The organism is Pseudocitrobacter sp. 2023LY-00077 (genome assembly GCF_055796175.1).
The window spans coordinates 1-20,051 of record NZ_JBSPEI010000034.1 but is presented as its reverse complement, the minus strand read 5'-3'; the positions used below and the strand labels follow the sequence as shown (position 1 = coordinate 20,051).

Sequence of the window (20,051 nt, the reverse complement as noted above, 5' to 3'; positions counted from 1 at the left end):
GAAATAGTCAAAGCCCGCCATTACCGCGAGGTGCTTAAGCAAAGCGGTTGTGCATCTACACCTGCTATGCCGAAGCGTGAGGTCACTACTTCTCGTGATGAACTTACGTTGCTGCGCCAGTGCCCGGTTTTGCTGGAGCGCGAAGTCTCTGGCCTTACTGAACGACAGAAGCAAATCGCCAATGCACGTGCATTGCTGGCCGCAGAAGTTGAGCGACTTCGTGATATCGGTATGTCGCGTGCATCTGCTGTTGCGTTTGTCGCAACTGAGTCACGCAAAGGGTCTTTACCGGAGAGTGTCCAGGCCGCAGCCGATATCGCTAATGCCCGTAAAGGCTCCAGCCGTCGCGGTGTGGGGGAAAGAACGCTTCAGGAGTGGTTGTCGATTTATCTTTCGACACGGCCGGGTATTGAACGCCTTGCATTACTGGCCCCCGGGCATCTTAAAGCGCGTAAACCGGAACAAATTAAGTGGTTACCGGATTTTCTGGCGCACTGGCGAAAGCTTACCGGTCCGTCTCTGGTGGATGCATGGCGTTCATTCCGGGACGAATGGAAGGCTATTTATGCCGATCAGCCAGCGATGCTGGCGGTATGCCCATCCTATGATGCCGTTCGCCGGGCGATGGAAAAATTGCCAAAGCGTGAGCGTGTCCGTGGTCGTGTCAGCGGCTCTGCGGCGCTGGCTTATGAGGTTTATCAGAAACGTGACTGGTCACAGATGCCCGTAAACGGTTGCTGGATTGCGGATGGTAAATCGCTGGACATGAAAGTGGCACACCCGGTTCATGGTCGGCCGTTCACACCAGAACTGACACTGGTGATTGATGGCCGCACTCGTTTCCTGGTGGGCTGGAGTCTGGCGCTCTCAGAGAATGTTATTGCGGTTGCGGATGCCTATCGTTACGCCATGAAGTTCCACGGAAAGCCGCTTTTCGTTTATTCAGATAACGGTGGTGGTGAAACCAACAAAACGCTGGATGCGGATATTACCGGTATTTTTACTCGCATGGGCATTGATCACCCGACAAGTATTCCGGGTCGTCCGCAGTCACGCGGGATTATCGAGAGGCTCAACGCCGTTATCCCCCGCGCTATCGCCAATAAATTCGATACATACAACGGCTACGGTGCCGACCGCGAGCATGTACGTATGACCGGACGGGCCATTCAGTCAGCGATAAAAGCACAGGAAAATGGCCGGGAACTGACGAGCGTACAGCGTAATGCGCTGCGTAAACTGCCCTCATGGCAAATGCTGCTGGAAGTAATCGCTGAGGAGGTCGACAAATACAATAATCTGCATGAACACAGTGAGTTACCAAAGCGTAACGGTGTTCATATGACCCCCGCGCAATACCGTCGTGAGGTTCTGGCCAGCGAAGGCGATGAAATCGAGTATCTGACGGATATCGAGCTTCGTGAAGCCTTTATGCCGGAAATGCGGCGTACCGCGCAGCGTGGCTGGATTGACCTTATGAATAACCAGTATTTCAGCGCGGACCTGATTCAGGTCGATGGTGAAGAGGTTCGAGTTGCCTATGACATCCATGACCCTTCTGCTGTGATTGTCCGCCGTATGGACGGAACCTACGTCTGCACAGCAATCTGGAACGGTAATAAACGTGCCGCTCTGCCAACCAGCGCGATGGACATTGCGACAGAAAAACGTCGCCAGCGCCGCCTGAAGCGTATCGACGAGCAGCGTGATGAAATTGAGGCTGAGAGCCGGGGTCTGTTACCTGAAGCACAGATGTATCCCGATTTTGGCGCACTCATCCCGTCAGAATCAGAGCGCGTTATTGATGAACGGGAACCTGTGTTTCTGTTCGAGTCAGAGCGTGAAGAATGGTTAAGAAGTCAGGGCAATAAAAAAGCGGCCATATGACTGCCATCACAGGCCGCTGATTTACTAAAACGGAGAAATTAATTATGTCAGCTAAAAATGAACTTGTCGAATTAATGAAAGCGAAGGGTCTGAATCAGACCCAGGTCGCACGGGCAATTGGTAAAAGCTCTGCTGTTATCAGCCAGTACCTCAACAACAAATATGAGGGGGATATTTCTTCGCTGGAGAATGATATCCGCAGCTTTATCGATCGCCAGCATGAGAAAGAACGCGCGTCCCGTATCTCGGTTCGTTTTGTTGATACACCGACCACCCGTAAGGCAATGGACGTAATCCGCATGGCGCACGTAGAGGGCGATATTAACGTGCTTTACGGTGAAGCGGGTCTTGGTAAGACAATGATTTGCAAGGCCTACATTTCTAAATACCGTGATGCGCTGTTAATTGAAGCCGACCCGGGATATACCGCCCGCGTAGTGCTTGAAGAATTGTGCAATCTGTTGGGGTTAAGCACACGCGGCAATATGCATGAGCTCAGCGAAGCCTGCATCAATAAGCTGCGTGATTCAGGCCGGGTTCTGATTATTGATGAAGCCGAAAACCTGCCTTTACGGGCACTGGAGTCTATCCGCCGTATCCACGATAAAACGGGGATCGGTATTGTCCTGGTGGGTATGCCCCGCCTCATTCTGAACCTGAAAGGTAAACGGGGGGAACTGGTGCAGCTCTACAGCCGCGTGGGGTTTGCTCTCAACCTCGGGAACAGCCTGCCCGGCGCTGATATCGATGTTATAGCCGAAAGCGTCCTGCCCGATGGGCTGGATGAAGACCTGAGTAAGGCGCTGTTCAGTGCATCAAAAGGTAATGCCCGCAGGCTCTTCAAGTTACTTCGCGGCGCTGTTAGAACCAGCACGATGAATGATGTGCCGGTCAATGGTCATATCGTTAATCAGATTGCCGAAATGTTGATCCATTAACTGCGATTCAAGGGGGTTATATGTCGTCTCTGTCTTCCAGTAGTAATGCGCTGGTCTCTGCGTTGTACCGTACTGAAGCCGTCGTTGTATCCCTCCAGGCTCGCGGTGTGCAGGTCAAGGGTGTTGTCGTTCGTGAAGGTCAACCGGTCATCAGGATACGTCGGCATGCAATTTGCGATCACATGCTGACTAACGGTAAGGCCTGCTATATCGAGTATGGACAGGGGAAATCGGGTAAATACCGTCAGGGATTATTCATCCAGGACGGGTGTCGTGTCGTATGGTCAGAATCTATTCACTGAAGGAGAAGAAAAGTGGCAAAAGTCGTAATCAGCATAACTGATGCTCCACGCGGTATCAGCGTGGAGTGCCAGGTTGTTCCAGATGAAAAAGACAGCGAGCTGACTCAGAAGGTCGCGGCTACTGTGGGATATGGTCTTGCTGGCCATGTGAACGAAAAAATTCTAAATGCAATCAATAAAAAGGGGAAATCCAATGTCCACTGAAAATACCGTAAAACAATACACCACCACTCCGGCTCCTGCAGGTTACTGGGTTGATGCTCGCGGCGTACTGACTCCGCATAACCTGATTAAAGATATCGATCGCGATCGTGATCAGCTTGTTGGTGAGCTTGTGGAACAGGCAATCATGGTTTCCAGCGCGTTAAGCGAACTGAAAACCCGTGCTTTTGCTGATATTCAGGCGTTCATCGACCTTTCCGCCGAGAAATACGGTGCCATGAAAGGCGGTAAAAAGGGCAATGTCACGCTCTATTCCTTCGATGGTCGTTTCAAAATTCAGCGTGCTATGCAGGACCGAATCGCCCTGGATGAGCGCATACAGACGGCTAAGGCTCTTATTGATGACTGCCTTGCAGACTGGACCACGGGGGCTCGCCCGGAGATTAAGGCGCTGATTAATGAAGCCTTTGATACCGATAAGGAAGGCAATATTAACACAGGGCGCGTTCTGGCGCTCCGCCGCCTGGATATTGAAGATGAACGCTGGCAGCAGGCTATGCTTGCGATTGGTGAGGCAGTCCAGGTGGTCGGCAGCCGTTCATATATTCGGGTATATGAACGTGTTGGCGATACTGATGAATATCGACCTATAGCCCTTGATATTGCCGGTGCGGGGGTGTGACATGCCTGGAAAAATTAAAGAGAATGCGGCCCGTAATAATTACGGGTGCTACGCCACCGGCGCGATTCGAGCCGAACGTAATGGTGAATATTCAAGAGCGGCGGAATTATGGGGAAAAGCGCTGGTGTTTGCCCGTGGTACTGCGGGGCGGTTCTGGGCATCCCGTCGACTGGAATTCTGCGCGAATGCTGCTCATCGTGGCTGGGGAGTACCTGATGAAGGCTAAAGAGTTCAACCAGCGTTATCCGGTGGGAAGTACCTTTATCTATCAGCCGAATTCGCTCTTACGTGGTGGCAAGGTCGTCAGTACGGTTGAGGTTGCTCGCGACTGTAAGGATGTCTCTGTGGTTGAAATAAACCTTGAGCCCTATTTTGCGAATATTAAATCGCTGATACCTGCTGGCTAAATATTAGTTTTATTGAAATCTATTTTAAACATGGCGTAAACCCGCAGGGGCTGGCTTACGCCAAATTCAGGAAAATGATTATGTCTGAATATCTGAAAACCATGAGCGCTGCGCAATTTAATTCAGCCTTTCCCGTAGGTTCTTCTTTCGCTTATCACTCTGTTAAAGGTGAGCCGGATATCGTCCGTTACACAATGACGCGCTCTGAAGCGTGGGAACTGGGCCACGGTGCAACAGTGGTGAAAGTAAACGGTGTCAGTGGCTGTGTGGATATCACACATCTTATTCCGATGAACACGGCCGCTCAGGATGACCACGCGGCTGTATTACAGGCTCTTATGGCATGGTATGAGGAAAAGGTTGACTCGCTGCAACTGATTATCAGGCACAAAGACGCTGATATTGTTATTTCCCCGGAATTAACCATCAGGGCCGGAACGAAAGAACATAAAGGTATCAGGATGGGCGTCATTCTGGCCCTGAGTGTTCTCGGTAAACTTCCACTGACAGCAAAAAAGGAGGATTGAGTTTATGAAAGACAATAAAGAAAAGTACCTCCAGAGAATTAAAAAACTGCTGGCAATGGCACGTAATAACTCCAGCGCCGAAGAAGCTGCATTAGCCTTGCGTCGGGCACAGCGCCTGATGGAAACCCATAAACTGACTGAAGTCGATGCTGCGATGATGGATATCAATGAAGCATCGACTCAGAAAGCCCCGTCACATGCCGAAAAAATGCCCGAGTATATGGCGCTACTGGCTCATATGATAGCGCTGGCATTTGGAGTCAAGTTCTACACCAGCCATGGACATGAACACTGGGATACTCCGGCAAAACGGACTATTACCTACTATGGGCCGGACGAACGCCCACAGGTCGCTGCATATTCTTTCGAAGTTCTGGGTAAACAGCTGGTGAAGGCACGTCGAGAATACACTGCTACGTTACGCAAAAATATTAAGCCCGCCACCAAAGTGGCTCGCGCTGATACGTTCTGCTCTGCCTGGGTGAATGGTGCCTATGCCGTTATCAGTGACTTTGCCGTCACTGAAGCCGAGGAAACCCTGATGGAAAGCTATCGCAGCAAAAAGCTTAGCCAGGGCATGAAGAAGCTGGAGCCTCGTAAGCCGGGCAAAGCCAGCGGCACAGATGATGCAGCCAATCAGGGGTATCGAGCTGGACGCAATGCACATTTGCATCATGGTGTATCCGGCACCTCATCCGAAATGGATCGTATCGGAGTTAAACCATGAATAACGTTATCGGTTGCCAGTTCCTGGATCAAGGTAAACGCCGCATATGGCACTTTCGTAATACCAGCCAGGCGGTTGAATATATGGATTTACCCATCCGAATCCGTTTCCAGTTCTTCGACCCGCATCACCGGAGAATCCGGGATAAGGCCGAACAAGGTGAGATGAAAAAGGCGATTGAGCATTATCGTAAAATCAGGGGGATCAAATGACGGGACTTATTTTGTTATTGCTGGTTCTTTATTTACATATTGGGTGGTGCTGGGTCAGCATTCTGAGCCGCATTGTTCCTGAGAATATTTATTCACCAGTTAAATATCTTTGTGTTCTGGTTTTGTGGCCACTGAGCCTGATTTTGCTTGAGGCGTCTCAGGAGGATGATGATGACTATCAATATTAACAGTATATGGGTGTTGCTGGGCATTGGTATTACACTTGGAGCTGGTGGTTACCTCGGCATTATTTATACCCGGGGCGCTATTCTCCTTTCATCTGCTTTGGGTCGCTGGCTGGCCGATAAGGTTGTCTGGCCATGCTGGGTTAAGATTCGCAAGTGTTACGGGAGAGTATCATGGAAGAAATAAACATCCGCGAACGTGCCAGACTGCGTAAACAGCGCTCCCGGGCACAAATGGCTAAAAAGCAGGGTTTAAACCGCTTTGAGATATCGTTAAACGATCAGGAGATGGCCGCGCTGGAGCGCGGTCGTTTTCACCGTAATCCTGGGCGTCAGCCTTATAGCCGGAATGAATATATTGCACTATTACTCCTGAATGATGCGGCTGAATTACAAAAGCAGGAAAAGACAGCTCCCGTCTGTAGAAATTGTGGGTCTCAACCACCTGAAAATTGCAACGGCGCATTTAAAGGTGATCATTCATGCTGGCTTACGCATGATTGCCTGCGATTAAATTTAACAAATGTGACTGGTCACACTAATAAAGATTAAGGTGTATCGCGATGAATAAAAGCAAAACCTCTCTTATTGGTGCAATCAAAGCTGGTCAAAGCTGGCTGAAGTGGGATGATATTACTTATCGTAGTGTATTGATGCGCATCACTGGTAAATCGTCCTCTACTAAATGTTCACTTGAGGAATTACAGAAACTACGCGAATATATGCATGAACAGGGATATCCACGAACCAGGTCACGGAAATATGGACGTCGTCCAAATGTGGCTAACACCAGGAAAACTGTACTGGATAAAATCGAGGCGCTGCTTGCTGATGCCGGACGTCCCTGGTCATATGCTGAATCTACGGCCAGACGAATGTTCAATCAGTCGGTAATTGAATGGCTGACCGATGAGCAGCTAACTAAACTGATGCAGGCGTTTATTATAGACGCACGACGACGGGGGTAATATATGGAACTTGAGCAGGTCAAATCATTACTACCGGAAACCGTACTTAATATTGCTGAATTAATCGGCTTCCCGGCAGCCGCTGAGCTGCTCAAAGTCCTTGGGGGAACCACGTTCCCTGTTGGTAAAGGTCTCCGTTCTCTGGGCGCATCCCGCGCCCGTCTCCTCAAAGATACCATCGGTGAAGATAACGCACGTATTCTTGTTAAGCATTTCGGGGGAGAAGTGCTGTATCTACCTCGTTGCGATCGTGCGCTGAGGGAGTTGCGTAACCGCGCGTTCCTGAATGAGTTTGAAGCAATGCGTGATACCGGTGTATCCTCCCTACGTGCCATGACGCAGCTGTGTCCTAAGTATGGATTTAGTGACCGGTTTGCATGGGGTCTACTGGCTCAGCACAAGAATCACGTTGCTCAAAAACAGCCAGCTCTATTTTAAGGATGGTTATGAAATATTTTTTTATATGTTTAATTATTCTCCCACTTTGTATTAATGCAAAGCAAATCCCAAATAGTGAAGCTGTTGAACTATACAACTCACAGTTAAACCACACGAGAAAAATGGTGAACGAAATTCAGCAAACTTTGATTGCATCGAATGCTGTGTTTGAAATGTATAAAAATCTTGGCTATCTCACTCCTGAAGTTGTGGCTGTCAGTCGCCATTTAACCATTCTTAGTGAAGATGCTCAGGAGTTTTATGGTAAAAATTTACTTGAACACCCAACCCCATTTTCGTCTTGTGCTACATTGGCTGCAACTGCTTATAACTATTGGATCACACGGCTTGGGAATACCCATGGAGATAAAACAGACATTACCAATACTCAGGCTCAGGCGTACATATCCCAAGGCAAAGCTTGTATTTCATCAATCAATAATCCGCCTCCTAAATACATTGAAGAAAGTGGTACTCTAGAAATAATTGATGTCGACAACTAACCACTGAACCCCTTCATCTTAATCCTCACCTAACCCGATGAAATACTGACGCCATCCCTAATTAACCGGATGGCGTTATGTTTTTAACACTACCGTTGTTTCAGCGAGCTTCCGGGCTCTCTCCCGTTATGGCCCAGCGCTGGTTTAAACCGGTTTATGATGCAGCCTGTGAATTTGGTATTACCACGCCAAAACGAATGGCAGCATTTATTGCTCAGGTCGGCCATGAAAGCACCAGTTTCGGCCGTTTAAGCGAAAGCCTCTATTACACCGATGCTGAACGTGTCGCCCGTATTTTCAAAACCGGATTTGATAATAATAAGAATGGTGTTATCGAACCTGCCGAAATTGAATTTGCCCGCGCTTATACCCGTAATCCTGAGAAATTAGCCAACCGCGCTTATGCCGGTCGTGGTGGTAATGGCAATGAAGCCTCCGGCGATGGCTGGCGTTTTCGTGGCCGGGGCCTGATTCAGGTTACGTTCCGCAATAACTATGAAGACTGCGGCACAGTTCTCGGTCTTGATCTTCTGGCAAATCCTGACCTGCTGCTTGATTTCGCCCAGGCGGCCCGTAGTGCAGCCTGGTTCTGGAGCGCCAATGGCTGTAATGCGCTTGCCGATAAAGGTGCGTTTCTGGCAATTACCCGCAGGATTAACCCGCCTGCGCTGGGGCAACCTGACCGCGAAGCCCGCTACAAAGTAGCTATGGCGGCATTATGCGCGTAATGGACCTGGTCAGTAATCCCGCGTCAGGCAGACTCTCCACATCTGACACCATCGTATTTCTGGCGTTTCTGGTGAGTTCTTTTGTCCTTGTCTGGGTCACGGTAACCAGTCGGGATATGCCAGGCGAATTATTTTTTGCCTATCTCAGCGCCTGGGTGGCTCAAAGCCAGGTATCTAAACACATGTCCATCAAGCGTGACCGGGAGGTGAACCGTGTTGGGAACAGCACTGAAAATCCTTAAGGAGAACTGGGGTGCGCTTCTCCTGCTTATCGCATTATTCGGCGGTGGGATGTGGCTTGGTATTACTGCTACGCGCCATGAACTGAGCGAGCAGGCACTCGCATTCGCGAACGAAAAGCAAAATCTTACGGACGGCTTTAACGCCCAAAAAAAACAATGGGATAAGGAACGGCTCGCCGCTGCCAGCAAGTACGCCACTGACCTGCAGTCTGCGCTCAACAATCAACAGGCATGGCAGGACAAAGCCGATGTGCTTTCCCGGGAGCTTGCGGACAAAGAGCGTCAGCACACCAGAACGGTGAACGACCTGAAACGGAGACTCAACGATGCGCTTAAAAGCGATGGTACTACTTATACCGGTATTGGCCCTGCAAGCCTGCAGCTCTGGCGTGAATCCCTCGGCTACCCCGGAACCGAAAGCCTCACCGCTGGTGACGGTCTGTCAGAAACCGCCAGCGGCGTTACTGGAAATACCGGAAATGCCTCCGGCACCAGAGGCGGACTCTCCCCGGCTGGAATCCTCAGCCACAGTGGGGAATACGGCAAATGGTGCCTGACGCTTCGCGATCGCCTCCATGCCATCAGCGACTACTACAACAGCAAGGAGCACACCTCTAAATGACCCTTGATATGGCATTTCAGATAGCGCTGGGGCTTGCTGCCACGTTTGGCACTATCTGGATCCGACGTCTTCAGAAAGATATCAGTGACCTGGAGAAATCGGTTGATCGTATTCGCGATGAGTATCAGCGCCGCGAAGACGCCAGAAGTAACTACACCGCCATCATGGATGCGATGAGGGAGCTGCGTGCGGCTATCGAGCGCATCGATAACAAACTCGACAGGAAAGCCGACAAATGAAAGCCAGACAAAAGCGACGCAGCCGCCGCCTGATTGCGGTCAGCGATGAGCAGCAGACCCTCAATCGTATTGCTGAACAGCTTGACCGCCTCCAGACACCGGTTGCCCCCGACGTTCTCGACGGTATCAACATCAAGCTGGGGCGAATTGAGTCACGAATGGAGAGCATCGGGGACGATGCTGCCCGTCGTGGGGCGATGGCCGGAGCGATTACAGGCGGGCTGACCGCCGTCATTGTCTCCACTGCGATCATGTTTATCCGGGCAAAACTGGAGCTGTAAGTATGGCGCATCCGCAGGAAACACGGGAAAGGCTGCGACGATCATACATCTTTGGTCAGATGTCACTGGAGATTGCCTCAGCTCAGGCGGGCGTGGCATTCGCTACTGCCCGACGCTGGAAGAAAGAAGCGCAGGACGCGGGCGACGACTGGGACAAGCTCAGGGCGGCTCACATTATGGCAGGAAATGGTCTGGAAGATATTGGCCGCGCCATCCTTACCGGACTGATGACCCAGTACCAGGTGACGCTGGAGCTACTGACGACCAGTTCAGATTTGCCAGCGGATAAGCGGGTAGAACTGCTTGCCAGTCTGGCTGATGCCTTTAACAAAGCAGTCGCTGCGAATAAGAGGATTTTGCCAGAGGTGAGCCAACTGGCTGTCGCGCTTGATGTGCTTCAGCGACTGAGCACCTTTGTGGCAGAAACCTACCCGCAGCATCTTGCTGCTTTCGTTGAGATTCTGGAGCCCTTTGGGACGGAGATGGAGAAACATTATGGGTAATGATAACTGGCAGGCGCTGTTGAGCTGCGCCCGCGAACATGCTTTCAGTGTGGTTTCAATGACAGATTCTCAAATGAGGTCTCAATGTCGAGCTGTGATTCATCATGCACTGGATAAGGGAGCTTCATTGCATAACACAACCAGACAACTGCAAATTTTGTTTTCGCAGTATCAGTCAACCCGAAAGGGGCATGCATAAAAGTAGTGTCACTGGCGTGCATCTTGTTTGCCACACAGATCGTTATAGCCTGCTGATGACGCTCCAGCAATACGCGCCAGACGACCAAAGGAACATTCTCCCAGTGAGAGTCCCGGAGAACAAATTCACGGATGGCTTTGTCAGCTTCGCGTTCATATTGCTTGCGATATCTGACAGTCCTTATCCGGTGAATTAATGGCCGAAAACGGGCGTTCAGTGGCCATAAAAAAGACATGACATCGTCTGCTGTTAACGGTTCTGGTGGGCACGATTCAAGCGTTTTTTTGAGTTCGTACTGACAAAGTAGTTCCAGTAATTCAAACGTTTTCTTTTGCACAGGTAATAACCTTTCAGGTTAAGAAACAGGGTCCATTATGGCTGACAAATTAATCAGGGTGAACAGTAAGGTTTTTGTGATGGCCAGCGACGTGCTTAGTGTGCGTTACATCGATTACTGCCGGGTCCAGGTCACAACGATTGGTGACAGCTACTTGCTTGAAATCCCGCATGGCAGGACTGCATGGCAGTCAATGGACAGTTTTATTGGCGAAGTCAATAAAGCGTTGCAGACATCCCATTAAAGTGGATTTAAAGGCGTTTTAACCATGTCAAAAAATAGTACGTTATCACGCAAGGAATTTCTCGCCGAGCTGGCAGAACTCTCCGCCAGCCTGCGGCGTACCATTGAAGCCGAAGATGTCGGCTTTGATCCTTCCGCTGCGGCAATCGCACAGCGGCGTTTACTGGTTGCCGACCCGGCAACCGGCTTTGAGTATTTCACGCAGAACTACTTCCCCCATTATGTGCGCCATACCGCCCAGAGCGAGCTGCATAAATATCTTTACCGTCGTCTGCCTGAGCTGATTAACCAGACGACTGGCCAGAACGACGCAATCGCCGCGCCGCGTGGTGAGGCAAAGTCAACGATCGTCAGTCAGCTCTTCGTAATCTGGTGCATTGTGCTGGCCCTCAAGCACTACCCGGTCATCATTATGGACTCCATTGACCAGGCCTATCCCATGCTTGAGGCGATTAAGGCCGAACTGCAGTTTAACCCGCGTCTGTTGATGGACTTCCCGGAAGCGTCGGGCGGTGGTCGTGTCTGGCAGATGGGGACCATTCTTACCCGCAACGATATCAAGGTTCAGGTCGCCGGTAGTGGTAAAAAACTGCGTGGCCTGCGTCATGGCCCTTACCGTCCCGACCTTGCTGTGCTCGACGATATCGAGAACGATGAGCAGGTACGTAACCCTGAGCAGCGTGACAAGCTGGATAACTGGCTCAAAAAAACCGTGTTACCGCTCGGCGGTGCCGGGGCCAAGTTCGACGTGGTCTACATCGGAACCATCCTGCACCATGACTCGGTCCTGTCCCGCACGCTGAAAAATCCGCTGTGGAAACGGGCCCGGTTTAAAGCGCTGATCACCTGGCCGCACAATATGGACTTGTGGGATAAATGGGAAGAAATCCTGCGGAACAATGATGAAGACGGTGAGCTCCTCGCCCGTGCGTTCTACGAGCAGCACCGGGAAGAGATGGAAGCCGGTGCGGTTGTTTCGTGGGCTGCGCGTCCGCTCTATACCCTAATGCTTATCCGCGCTCGTGATGGCCACAGCACCTTTGATGCGGAATACCAGAATGACCCGGTCAACGGTGAAGATGCGCCCTTTAACGGTTGTATCCACTTCTGGGTTAACCGCCTCGCTGAGTGGCGATTCTACGGTGCCTGTGACCCCAGTCTGGGTAAAGCGGGTAACAGTCGTGACCCATCAGCCCTACTGGTGGGCGGTTTCAATCGCTTTACCGGCATTCTGGATGTCGTGGAAGCCAGGATTCGCAAACGCGTTCCAGATCGTATTATTTCTGATGTTATCGAACTGCAACGTGAATATAACTGCCTGGTATGGGCCGTCGAATCCGTCCAGTTCCAGGAATTTCTGCGCACAGAGCTGGTGAAGCGTTCGGCAATCGCTGGCATCCCCGTTCCCGCCCGGGCAGTCACCCCCAGCGCCGATAAACTGTTACGTATCGAGTCGCTTCAGCCACATATGGCCAACGGACTTATCCGCCTGCACTCGACGCAAAATACGCTGATTGAACAGCTCAGACATTTCCCGAAAGCGGATCACGATGATGGCCCTGACGCCCTGCATATGTTGTGGGCGCTGGCTGTGTCCGGCGCGGGGCATTTTGATTTTAAACCTGTCCCGCGTCGTGGCGGCGATAACCGTTTTGGCTCAGCCGGAGGCTGGTAATTTATGGTTCAGATAGTCGATCAGTTTGGTCGTCCCTTAAACCGCGAGGTGCTTAAGGCCCCGCAAACTGCGCGCACCGTGCGCTTTAACAACGACTGGCCATCACATCCCTCACGCGGGATGACGCTCGCCAGGCTCCCGCGTATCCTGGAAGCGGCCGAACGTGGCGACATTGCGGCTCAGGCTGACCTTTTTGAGGATATGGTGGAGCGTGATGGCCATATCTTCTCCGAGATGAGTAAGCGTAAAAACGCGTTGCTTACCCTCGACTGGAGCATCGAGCCACCGCCGAACGCGACGACCGAAGAGAAGAAAATTGCGGATATGGTGGCGTCCTGGTTTGCGGACATCCCGGAACTGGAAGACATCACACTCAACGCAGCAGAAGCCATTGGCCACGGTTTTTCGGCACAGGAAATAGAAAAATGGGAACTGGATGGCGGTGTCTGGTTACCTGTGAAGATGAAACTCCGCCCGCACCGCTGGTTCTGCACCACGCCAGATAAAGGGGATGACATTCGCCTGAATGATGGTTCGCCTGAAGGGGCGGAACTGTGGCCGTTCGGCTGGCTGGTTCATACCCATAACGCCAAATCAGGTTACATTTCGCAGTCCGGTCTGTACCGGGTGCTGGTCTGGCCGTATCTGTTTAAAAACTTCAGCGTCAGGGATATGGCCGAGTTCCTGGAAATTTACGGTCTGCCCGCCCGCATCGGGACCTATGTTTCCGGGGCAACGCAGGATGAACAGGATAAGCTGATGGAGGCGCTGGTTTCCCTTGGCCATAACGCATCAGGCATTATTCCTGAGGGTTCAAAAATTGAGTTCAAGGAAGCCGCCGACGGGCAATCCGATCCCTATATGGCGATGATCAACTGGGCAGAGCGGACCGAATCGAAGGTTATTCTCGGCGGTACACTGACTTCTCAGGCAGACGGCAAAAGCTCAACAAACGCGCTGGGTAACGTACATAACGAGGTACGCCACGATTTACTGACAGCGGATGCCCGCCAGCTTGAAGGTTTTTACCGCAGCTTTATCCGCATGTTACTGGCGCTTAATGGCTATGACGTCAGCCCGCGCCGGTTACCTCGCCTTGTCTTCGATACCCGCGAGCTGGAGAGCATTGAGACGTTTTCAACAGGCGTTGCGACGCTTGTCGGTCAGGCCGGTCTGGATACTATCCCGAAATCCTGGGTGCATAAAAAACTCGGTATCCCACTGCCGAAGAAAAATGAAGATGTCCTGATTGCGCCTGCGGGCGGAGCGGGTACAGCGGCATTATCGACCGTGCCACAGTCACTGCGTTATCGACACTTCGCCGCACTCGATACGAACGGTGACATTACTGACCCCGGGCAGGATGCGCTGGATAATGCCACCCGCCCTGCAGTTGCGATTGGGCAGGCAATGGAAAAGCTGATAGCACCACTGGTTACGGCTTTGCAGTCGGGTCAGTCACCGGATGATGCAATGGACATTATCGCTGCCAGCTATCCGGCACTTGATGATGAGCAGCTTCAGCAGCTGCTGCATCAGGCATTATTCGTCAGCGAAGTCTGGGGACGTCTCAATGCCGAAAGCTGATGTTGATCTGGGGTATGCAATCGGTCTGAAACCCGAAGAGGCGATAGCCTATTTTGAGTCCAAAGGCTACACGATTGGCTTTAACTGGCATGATGTTGAAGCCCGAACCCACGCAACAAAATTTACGGTAGCGGGCATCCTGAAGCAGGACATCCTTGAGGATGTCCGCCAGTCGTTTCAGACTCACCTGGATAACGGTGGCACGCTGCGTGATTTCGAACGGCAACTGACCCCCATACTGACGCGCAAAGGCTGGCTGGCCGATAAAGCCAGGCTGGTTGCTGATGAAGATGGCGTTCTTGAGGGGAAACAACTTACCCCGCGACGGCTGCGTACCATTTTCGAAACCAACATGCAGGCATCCTATGGGGCGGGCCGTTATGCGGAGCAGATGGCGAATGCAGAGTTTCGTCCCATCTGGGAGCGTGTGGCAGTTATGGATATGCATACCCGCCCGTTGCACGCCAGGCTGAACGGCTTTACCGCCCGTTATGATGATCCGGTCTGGCAGTTTATGTACCCGCCCGACGGCTATCACTGCCGCTGCCGTATCCGGGCCCGTTCCCTGGAAGAAGCCGAGCGTCTGGGTATTGTTGTCAAATCGTGGGAGCAGGACATTGTCACAGTCCAGCAGGCGTGGGGACCGAATGATACCCGCAACGTGAAGGCGCTGCGCTTCAACGGTGAGCTCTACACACCTGATGCCGGGTTTGGTCATAACCCGGGTCAGGGCTGGTTATCCTCACTGGGCCAGCGACTTATGGATAAAGCGGTTACAACCAGCCCTTCTGTCGCCGCTCAGGCGATAGAACAGACGCTTTCTGAGCCTGCGGTGCTGAGTGCTGTGAGCGACGATGTGCGCCGCTGGGTTGATGCTGTCAGCGTTCGGCGCAATACTCGCGGTGATATTAAACGCGTCGGCGGTGTGAAACCGGCGCTGCTGAACCAGCTTGAAGCACGCGGTATCCGCCAGCCGGTTCCCCTGAGCATCCACGAAGAGGATGTGCGCCAGGCTCCCGGCCCTTTATGGAGTGAGCTCCCTGCATTGCTGGCCGGAGACGGCGATGTCTGGCTTGACGGTGATAACCTGCTCTGGGTACTGAGCGGAAAAGACGGTTCACGGGCGGTTCGCGGTGTACCTGCCGTTGATGGCTGGCGACTGTCGCTGGTTAACGGAGGCGATATTGTTCGATCGCAGGATATTCCCGAAGACGTTCTGCTGCTGAGTACGAAATCATGAGTTATAAAATCACCTATGATATCGGCGACTTTGAACGGTCGCTGGGCGAGCTGATAAAGCGCCTCGATAACCGTGAGCCACTGATGCGGGAGCTGGCGGCCGCAATGGGCGATGCGGTAGAAGAGAACTTCGCCCAACAGGGTCGACCTGAGTGGATGGGCTGGAGCCCGGCGTATGCCCGCAAACGCGCTGGCGGTAAAATTCTGCAGAAGTCAGGTCGCCTCGCATCGAGCATCACCCAGTTCAGTACCAATGATGAAGCCGTTGTCGGAACCAATGTTAAATACGCGCGTATCCACCAGGAGGGGGGGGAAATACGCATTGCTGCACGAAGTCAGCGGGCGTATTACCGCCAGCATAAAAACGGCTCTGTTGGTAATCGCTTCGTGAAAAAGTCCCGTTCGAACTTCTCGCAGTGGAATACCATCGGGGCTTATACAATAACGATGCCCGCGCGCCCGTTCCTGCATCTGACGGAGGATGATGTGGATCGCATGGAAACCACGGCTGAGAACTATCTGCGCCGTATTTTAGAGTAACCGCGTTGACGCGCTGTAAGCCACGCAGACGCATTTAACGCAATTGTGGTAGAGTGATTCGCCTCGCTGCGCTTTAAACGTTTTTAAAAGCGGTTTAAAAGCGATGGCGGTTATCAGAGAGACATACAGCACTAACGGAGCGACATTGGAAACGTTTAAAGCATTCCTGGACTATTTCACAGTGGCTGAGTGGAGCATGATAGGTATGGTTGGCCATACCATCATTTTCCTTATCGATAAACTTACTGCACGCTATTACAAACGAAAGGCATTAAAGCGAGATGGCGAGTTGCAAAAGGCTCTTGCAGAATGGAAAAGCGCGTAAACGACCATTCATAGATTTTGCTTTGGTAATCCACTGAACCCCTTCATCTGATCCCCCTGTTTTCGGTGCCGTATTCTCGGCACCATGAAAAAAACATTTATTGCCTCACTCTCTCAGGAAATCAACACCGCCACACCGGGTGTGATCCAGCTGTTTCCGGCTGGTGAGTTCCGCGCCCGCGACGGTCGGCCGACCGAGTGTGACGCATGGTTAATGACCCGTGAAATTGCTGAGCGTCTGATTGCCGCTGCGGATGCTCGTAAGACGCCTTATGTGCTGGATTATGAGCACCAGACGCTGCGCTCAGCGAAAAACGGTAAACCGGCCCCTGCTGCGGCATTTTTCAAAAAGCTCGAATGGCGTGAAGGCGAAGGTCTGTTTGCCGTTGATGTGGAATGGACCCCAACCGCCGCCGCGATGGTAGCGGACAAAGCATACCGCTTCATTTCCCCTGTTTTTTCCTATGACAAAACTGGTCAGGTGCTGGAGATACTCCACGCCGCGCTGACCAATACGCCAGCCGTTGACGGGATGGAGGACGTGTTGCTTGCGGCCGCTTCCCTGATGGCTGCTCATCTCACCACTGAGGGTACAACTGCAATGGATGAACTTCTCGAACGCCTGCGCTGGATGCTGAATCTGCCGATTACAGCGACTGCGGAAGAAATTACCGAAGAGCTGAACAAGCTGATTGCCCAGATTTCCGGGGCTGAGGCTGTGACCGCAGCAACCTATGACCTTTCAGCCGTCATCAACGGACTGAGCCAGAACGTGGCGGACCTCACTGCCCGCATTGAGACGCCAGACCCGGCGAAATGGGTGTCGGTCGATATGATGACGGCCGCCGTGCAGCAGGCTGCGGAAAAAGCGGCTGTCGGGAATCAGGCGGCGCTGGCCACTCAGGAGGCGGAATTGCTCATCACCGCCGCGCTCAGCGATGGCCGTCTGCTTCCGGCACAGGAAAGCTGGGCGCTGACGCTGGCGAAGTCCGACCCGGAGAGCCTGAAAACCTACATCGGGAAAGCGCCGAAGATTGCCGCGCTGACCACGACCCAGACGCAGGGGAAACCGCCGAAAGGTGCGCCCGCGCCTCAGACTGACGACGGTGATGACGAGGTTATTGACCCCGCTATCTGTTCTCTGCTGGGGACCGACCCGGCTGAAGTCACCCGGTTTGTTAAAGGAGACAAATAATGGATCGCAATACCCCTCATAAAGACGGTCTGTTGTTCCCCGTTCCGGTTGCGGCCGGTACTGAAATTTTTGGTGGCAATCTGATCGCCGCTAACGCCACCGGTTATGCAGTGCCCGCCACAGCGACTGCAGACCAGGAAACGCTGGGTATCGCGGATAGCTGGGTGGATAACAGCGGCGGCGCTGACGGTGATGTGGTGGTACTTATCCGCCGTGGCCGCATGTTCCTGATGGCTAACAGCAGCGCTGACCCGGTCACCCAGGCCGAGGTAGGTAAAAACTGCTACGTCGTTGACAGCGTTACCGTTGCCAAAACCAGTGATACCGATGCCCGCCCGTTTGCCGGGAAGGTGGCGGGTCTGGAAAACGATGGCGTCTGGATTTACATCTGATAAGGAGATAGCCCGTGATTGTTAACGTAAAAAATGTGCGTCAGGTGTTCGTCAACCTGAAGGCAACATACCAGAAAGCCTTCGAGCAGACCCCGTCTGACTGGAAGAAAGTGGCGATGGTTGTGCCGTCGACCAGCAAAGAGAACGACTACAGCTGGCTGAGTCGCTTTCCGAAAATGCGCGAATGGATTGGCGATAAGGTGATTAAGGCGCTGGAAGCGTTCAACTACACCATTCGTAATAAGGACTGGGAAGCAACCATCGAGCTTGACCGCAATGACATGGAAGACGACCAGATTCTGGGGCTCGCCGTCCAGGCTCAGGGGGCGGGTCAGTCTGCGGCTGAGTTACCTGCTGATATTGTTTTTGCGCTCTTAAGTAATGGCTTTACCAACCTCTGCTATGACGGTCAGCCATTCTTCGACACCGATCACTTCGTTGCGGGGAAATCGGTTTCCAACAAGGGTACTAAAAAGCTCAATGTCACCAGCTACGCTGCGGCAAAAGCCAGCTACGGTGCTGCCCGTACCATAATGCGCCAGTTTAAAGACGATGAAGGTGCGTCTCTGAAAGTCCGTCCCAGCATCCTGGTGGTGCCGCCTGCGCTGGAAGATGACGCCAATTATCTGATGACAGCAGACCGCTTCCCGGACAACACGCCGAACCCGTACAAAGGGTCAGCTGAAGTTCTGGTCGTGCCTGAACTGACTTCTGACACCGCCTGGTTCCTGCTGGATACCACTCGCCCGGTTAAACCACTGGTGTATCAGGAGCGTAAAAAGCCGGAGTTCGTTGAGCAGACAGACTACAACAACGACAACGTCTTCATGCGTAAGAAGTTCCACTTCGGTGCAGAAGCACGTGCCAATGGCGGCTACGGCTTCTGGCAGATGGCGTATGGATCAACCGGGGAGGATGCATAATGCCGGTTCAAATCACCGCCCGCCGCGACGGTTTCCGTCGCCTGGGTATCGCGCACAGTGAGAAAACCACCACCTGGCCCGATAGTCGCTTTACGGCCAATGAGCTGGATGTCCTGAAGAACGATCCCAACCTGATTGTCGTCGTGGTCAGCGACGCTCAGGCCTCCGGCCAACCGGATACCGCAGAGCTGGATAAAGCCAAAACCCGTATCACAGAGCTGGAGGCAGCCGTCACCCAACTGTCAACAGATGGCGATTCGCTGAAAAAACAGCTGGATGAGGCCAATGCAACCATAGCTTCACTTCAGGCAACGCAACCCGCGACCGAAGCGCCGGTGACAGAAGCTGCTGTTGACCCGGCACCTGCAGCAGACGAACCAGCAGCGAAGAAAAAGGGCTAACCCATGTATGCGACCCGCGAAGATATGGTCAGGGCGTTCGGAGCGAAGGAGTGTATTTCGCTTACTGACCGTGAGTACGTCGGAGCCATTGATGATGATGTGCTGAACGGTGCTCTGACACAGGCCAGCGCTGAGATTGACAGCTATCTCTGTGGCCGATATCCGGTGCCGTGGACCGATGAACCCCGCGTTCTGGTTGGCCGGTGCTGCGATATCACACGCTATCTGCTGTGCGGTGCGGGAACCCAGATGACGGAAGAAATCCGCCTTCGTTATGAAGATGCCATCCGTTACCTGGAGCGTGTCGCCGACGGACGTATCACGCTGGGTCGCAATAATTCTGGTGAAGTCCCGCGCAGCGGAACCGGTGCCAGGATGGTATCGGCCGGTCGCGTCTTCGGGCGCGATCAGACCCGGGGAGGTAGCTTCTGATGATGCTCATT

Annotated in this window: 33 protein-coding genes; 32 read left to right on the top strand and 1 reads right to left on the bottom strand. The window is 52.6% G+C overall.

All coding sequences use genetic code 11. The features are described 5' to 3' along the window. From ACWWFX_RS24500 to ACWWFX_RS24400, 21 genes are all read left to right on the top strand, one after another. Nucleotides 1-1,887: transposase (locus ACWWFX_RS24500; protein WP_473225002.1), on the top strand; the 1,887-nt coding region annotated here is incomplete at its 5' end. A 44-nt stretch (nt 1,888-1,931) separates the two neighbouring features. Further along, nucleotides 1,932-2,825 (top strand): AAA family ATPase, encoded by an 894-nt coding sequence (locus tag ACWWFX_RS24495; protein WP_473225001.1) that lies wholly within the window; start codon nt 1,932-1,934, stop codon nt 2,823-2,825. A gap of 20 nt (nt 2,826-2,845) precedes the next feature. Continuing rightward, a complete protein-coding gene (locus ACWWFX_RS24490) occupies nt 2,846-3,127 on the top strand; it encodes a hypothetical protein (RefSeq protein ID WP_473225000.1) in 282 nt (93 codons plus the stop codon). A gap of 12 nt (nt 3,128-3,139) precedes the next feature. Further along, nucleotides 3,140-3,331: a hypothetical protein gene (locus ACWWFX_RS24485; RefSeq protein WP_473224999.1), complete on the top strand. Its 192-nt coding sequence runs from the start codon at nt 3,140-3,142 to the stop codon at nt 3,329-3,331. Beyond that, a complete protein-coding gene (locus tag ACWWFX_RS24480) occupies nt 3,321-3,971 on the top strand; it encodes a DUF3164 family protein (RefSeq protein WP_473224998.1) in 651 nt (216 codons plus the stop codon). Before ACWWFX_RS24485 ends, ACWWFX_RS24480 begins: the two co-directional genes overlap by 11 nt. A 1-nt stretch (nt 3,972) precedes the next feature. Continuing rightward, on the top strand, nt 3,973-4,197 hold the full coding sequence (locus tag ACWWFX_RS24475) for an ANR family transcriptional regulator (protein ID WP_473224997.1): 225 nt from the start codon (nt 3,973-3,975) through the stop codon (nt 4,195-4,197). Next, complete coding sequence (locus tag ACWWFX_RS24470; RefSeq protein WP_473224996.1) at nt 4,187-4,378, top strand: hypothetical protein; 192 nt, start codon at nt 4,187-4,189, stop codon at nt 4,376-4,378. The genes ACWWFX_RS24475 and ACWWFX_RS24470 overlap by 11 nt, the downstream gene beginning before the upstream one ends. A gap of 80 nt (nt 4,379-4,458) precedes the next feature. Continuing rightward, nucleotides 4,459-4,905 (top strand): hypothetical protein, encoded by a 447-nt coding sequence (locus ACWWFX_RS24465; protein ID WP_473224995.1) that lies wholly within the window; start codon nt 4,459-4,461, stop codon nt 4,903-4,905. Nucleotides 4,906-4,909: 4 nt separating this feature from the next. Then, the gene (locus ACWWFX_RS24460) at nt 4,910-5,632 is read left to right on the top strand and encodes a DUF2786 domain-containing protein (protein ID WP_473224994.1); all 723 of its coding nucleotides are present in this window, start codon (nt 4,910-4,912) and stop codon (nt 5,630-5,632) included. After that, a complete protein-coding gene (locus ACWWFX_RS24455; RefSeq protein ID WP_473224993.1) occupies nt 5,629-5,844 on the top strand; it encodes a hypothetical protein in 216 nt (71 codons plus the stop codon). Before ACWWFX_RS24460 ends, ACWWFX_RS24455 begins: the two co-directional genes overlap by 4 nt. Beyond that, entirely contained in the window at nt 5,841-6,032 is a 192-nt protein-coding gene (locus ACWWFX_RS24450) for a hypothetical protein (RefSeq protein ID WP_473224992.1), read from the top strand. The genes ACWWFX_RS24455 and ACWWFX_RS24450 overlap by 4 nt, the downstream gene beginning before the upstream one ends. 171 nt (nt 6,033-6,203) lie before the next feature. Next, nucleotides 6,204-6,581: a hypothetical protein gene (locus ACWWFX_RS24445; protein ID WP_473224991.1), complete on the top strand. Its 378-nt coding sequence runs from the start codon at nt 6,204-6,206 to the stop codon at nt 6,579-6,581. A gap of 11 nt (nt 6,582-6,592) precedes the next feature. Next, nucleotides 6,593-6,997, top strand: a complete 405-nt coding sequence (locus tag ACWWFX_RS24440) for a gp16 family protein (protein WP_473224990.1) — start codon at nt 6,593-6,595, stop codon at nt 6,995-6,997. A 3-nt stretch (nt 6,998-7,000) separates the two neighbouring features. Further along, nucleotides 7,001-7,435 carry a Mor transcription activator family protein gene (locus ACWWFX_RS24435; RefSeq protein ID WP_473224989.1) on the top strand — a complete coding sequence of 145 codons (435 nt, stop codon included), beginning with the start codon at nt 7,001-7,003 and terminating at the stop codon, nt 7,433-7,435. Nucleotides 7,436-7,443: 8 nt separating this feature from the next. Then, entirely contained in the window at nt 7,444-7,938 is a 495-nt protein-coding gene (locus ACWWFX_RS24430; RefSeq protein WP_473224988.1) for a hypothetical protein, read from the top strand. 77 nt (nt 7,939-8,015) lie between these two features. After that, the gene (locus tag ACWWFX_RS24425; protein WP_473224987.1) at nt 8,016-8,666 is read left to right on the top strand and encodes a glycoside hydrolase family 19 protein; all 651 of its coding nucleotides are present in this window, start codon (nt 8,016-8,018) and stop codon (nt 8,664-8,666) included. Continuing rightward, nucleotides 8,657-8,908 (top strand): DUF2644 domain-containing protein, encoded by a 252-nt coding sequence (locus ACWWFX_RS24420; protein ID WP_473224986.1) that lies wholly within the window; start codon nt 8,657-8,659, stop codon nt 8,906-8,908. The genes ACWWFX_RS24425 and ACWWFX_RS24420 overlap by 10 nt, the downstream gene beginning before the upstream one ends. Beyond that, entirely contained in the window at nt 8,880-9,530 is a 651-nt protein-coding gene (locus ACWWFX_RS24415; protein ID WP_473224985.1) for a hypothetical protein, read from the top strand. Before ACWWFX_RS24420 ends, ACWWFX_RS24415 begins: the two co-directional genes overlap by 29 nt. Next, complete coding sequence (locus tag ACWWFX_RS24410; protein ID WP_473224984.1) at nt 9,527-9,769, top strand: hypothetical protein; 243 nt, start codon at nt 9,527-9,529, stop codon at nt 9,767-9,769. Before ACWWFX_RS24415 ends, ACWWFX_RS24410 begins: the two co-directional genes overlap by 4 nt. Continuing rightward, complete coding sequence (locus ACWWFX_RS24405) at nt 9,766-10,050, top strand: hypothetical protein (RefSeq protein ID WP_473224983.1); 285 nt, start codon at nt 9,766-9,768, stop codon at nt 10,048-10,050. Before ACWWFX_RS24410 ends, ACWWFX_RS24405 begins: the two co-directional genes overlap by 4 nt. Nucleotides 10,051-10,052: 2 nt before the next feature. Then, entirely contained in the window at nt 10,053-10,553 is a 501-nt protein-coding gene (locus tag ACWWFX_RS24400) for a DUF1804 family protein (RefSeq protein ID WP_473224982.1), read from the top strand. A gap of 44 nt (nt 10,554-10,597) precedes the next feature. Here ACWWFX_RS24400 and ACWWFX_RS24395 read toward each other — a convergent pair whose 3' ends face one another. Beyond that, entirely contained in the window at nt 10,598-11,089 is a 492-nt protein-coding gene (locus tag ACWWFX_RS24395) for a hypothetical protein (RefSeq protein ID WP_473224981.1), read from the bottom strand. A 37-nt stretch (nt 11,090-11,126) separates the two neighbouring features. Here ACWWFX_RS24395 and ACWWFX_RS24390 point away from each other — a divergent pair, with 37 nt between their 5' ends. The 11 genes from ACWWFX_RS24390 to ACWWFX_RS24340 all read left to right on the top strand — a co-directional run bounded on the left by ACWWFX_RS24390 (nt 11,127) and on the right by ACWWFX_RS24340 (nt 20,040). Next, nucleotides 11,127-11,333, top strand: a complete 207-nt coding sequence (locus tag ACWWFX_RS24390) for a hypothetical protein (protein WP_473224980.1) — start codon at nt 11,127-11,129, stop codon at nt 11,331-11,333. Nucleotides 11,334-11,357: 24 nt separating this feature from the next. Next, nucleotides 11,358-13,007 carry a phage terminase large subunit gene (gene terL, locus ACWWFX_RS24385; RefSeq protein ID WP_473224979.1) on the top strand — a complete coding sequence of 550 codons (1,650 nt, stop codon included), beginning with the start codon at nt 11,358-11,360 and terminating at the stop codon, nt 13,005-13,007. Between the two features lie 3 nt (nt 13,008-13,010). Beyond that, the gene (locus tag ACWWFX_RS24380) at nt 13,011-14,594 is read left to right on the top strand and encodes a DUF935 domain-containing protein (RefSeq protein ID WP_473224978.1); all 1,584 of its coding nucleotides are present in this window, start codon (nt 13,011-13,013) and stop codon (nt 14,592-14,594) included. Further along, nucleotides 14,581-15,834, top strand: a complete 1,254-nt coding sequence (locus tag ACWWFX_RS24375; RefSeq protein ID WP_473224977.1) for a phage head morphogenesis protein — start codon at nt 14,581-14,583, stop codon at nt 15,832-15,834. Before ACWWFX_RS24380 ends, ACWWFX_RS24375 begins: the two co-directional genes overlap by 14 nt. Continuing rightward, nucleotides 15,831-16,373, top strand: coding sequence for a phage virion morphogenesis protein (locus ACWWFX_RS24370; protein WP_473224976.1), 543 nt, complete (start codon nt 15,831-15,833; stop codon nt 16,371-16,373). The genes ACWWFX_RS24375 and ACWWFX_RS24370 overlap by 4 nt, the downstream gene beginning before the upstream one ends. A 103-nt stretch (nt 16,374-16,476) precedes the next feature. Next, entirely contained in the window at nt 16,477-16,698 is a 222-nt protein-coding gene (locus ACWWFX_RS24365) for a phage holin (protein WP_473224975.1), read from the top strand. Between the two features lie 84 nt (nt 16,699-16,782). Then, a complete protein-coding gene (locus ACWWFX_RS24360; protein WP_473224974.1) occupies nt 16,783-17,892 on the top strand; it encodes a phage protease in 1,110 nt (369 codons plus the stop codon). After that, entirely contained in the window at nt 17,892-18,284 is a 393-nt protein-coding gene (locus ACWWFX_RS24355) for a hypothetical protein (RefSeq protein WP_473224973.1), read from the top strand. The genes ACWWFX_RS24360 and ACWWFX_RS24355 overlap by 1 nt, the downstream gene beginning before the upstream one ends. 14 nt (nt 18,285-18,298) lie before the next feature. After that, on the top strand, nt 18,299-19,207 hold the full coding sequence (locus tag ACWWFX_RS24350; RefSeq protein WP_473224972.1) for a Mu-like prophage major head subunit gpT family protein: 909 nt from the start codon (nt 18,299-18,301) through the stop codon (nt 19,205-19,207). Continuing rightward, nucleotides 19,207-19,608: an HI1506-related protein gene (locus ACWWFX_RS24345; RefSeq protein ID WP_473224971.1), complete on the top strand. Its 402-nt coding sequence runs from the start codon at nt 19,207-19,209 to the stop codon at nt 19,606-19,608. Before ACWWFX_RS24350 ends, ACWWFX_RS24345 begins: the two co-directional genes overlap by 1 nt. Before the next feature lie 3 nt (nt 19,609-19,611). Continuing rightward, nucleotides 19,612-20,040, top strand: a complete 429-nt coding sequence (locus tag ACWWFX_RS24340; RefSeq protein ID WP_473224970.1) for a gp436 family protein — start codon at nt 19,612-19,614, stop codon at nt 20,038-20,040. Nucleotides 20,041-20,051: the final 11 nt, after the last annotated feature.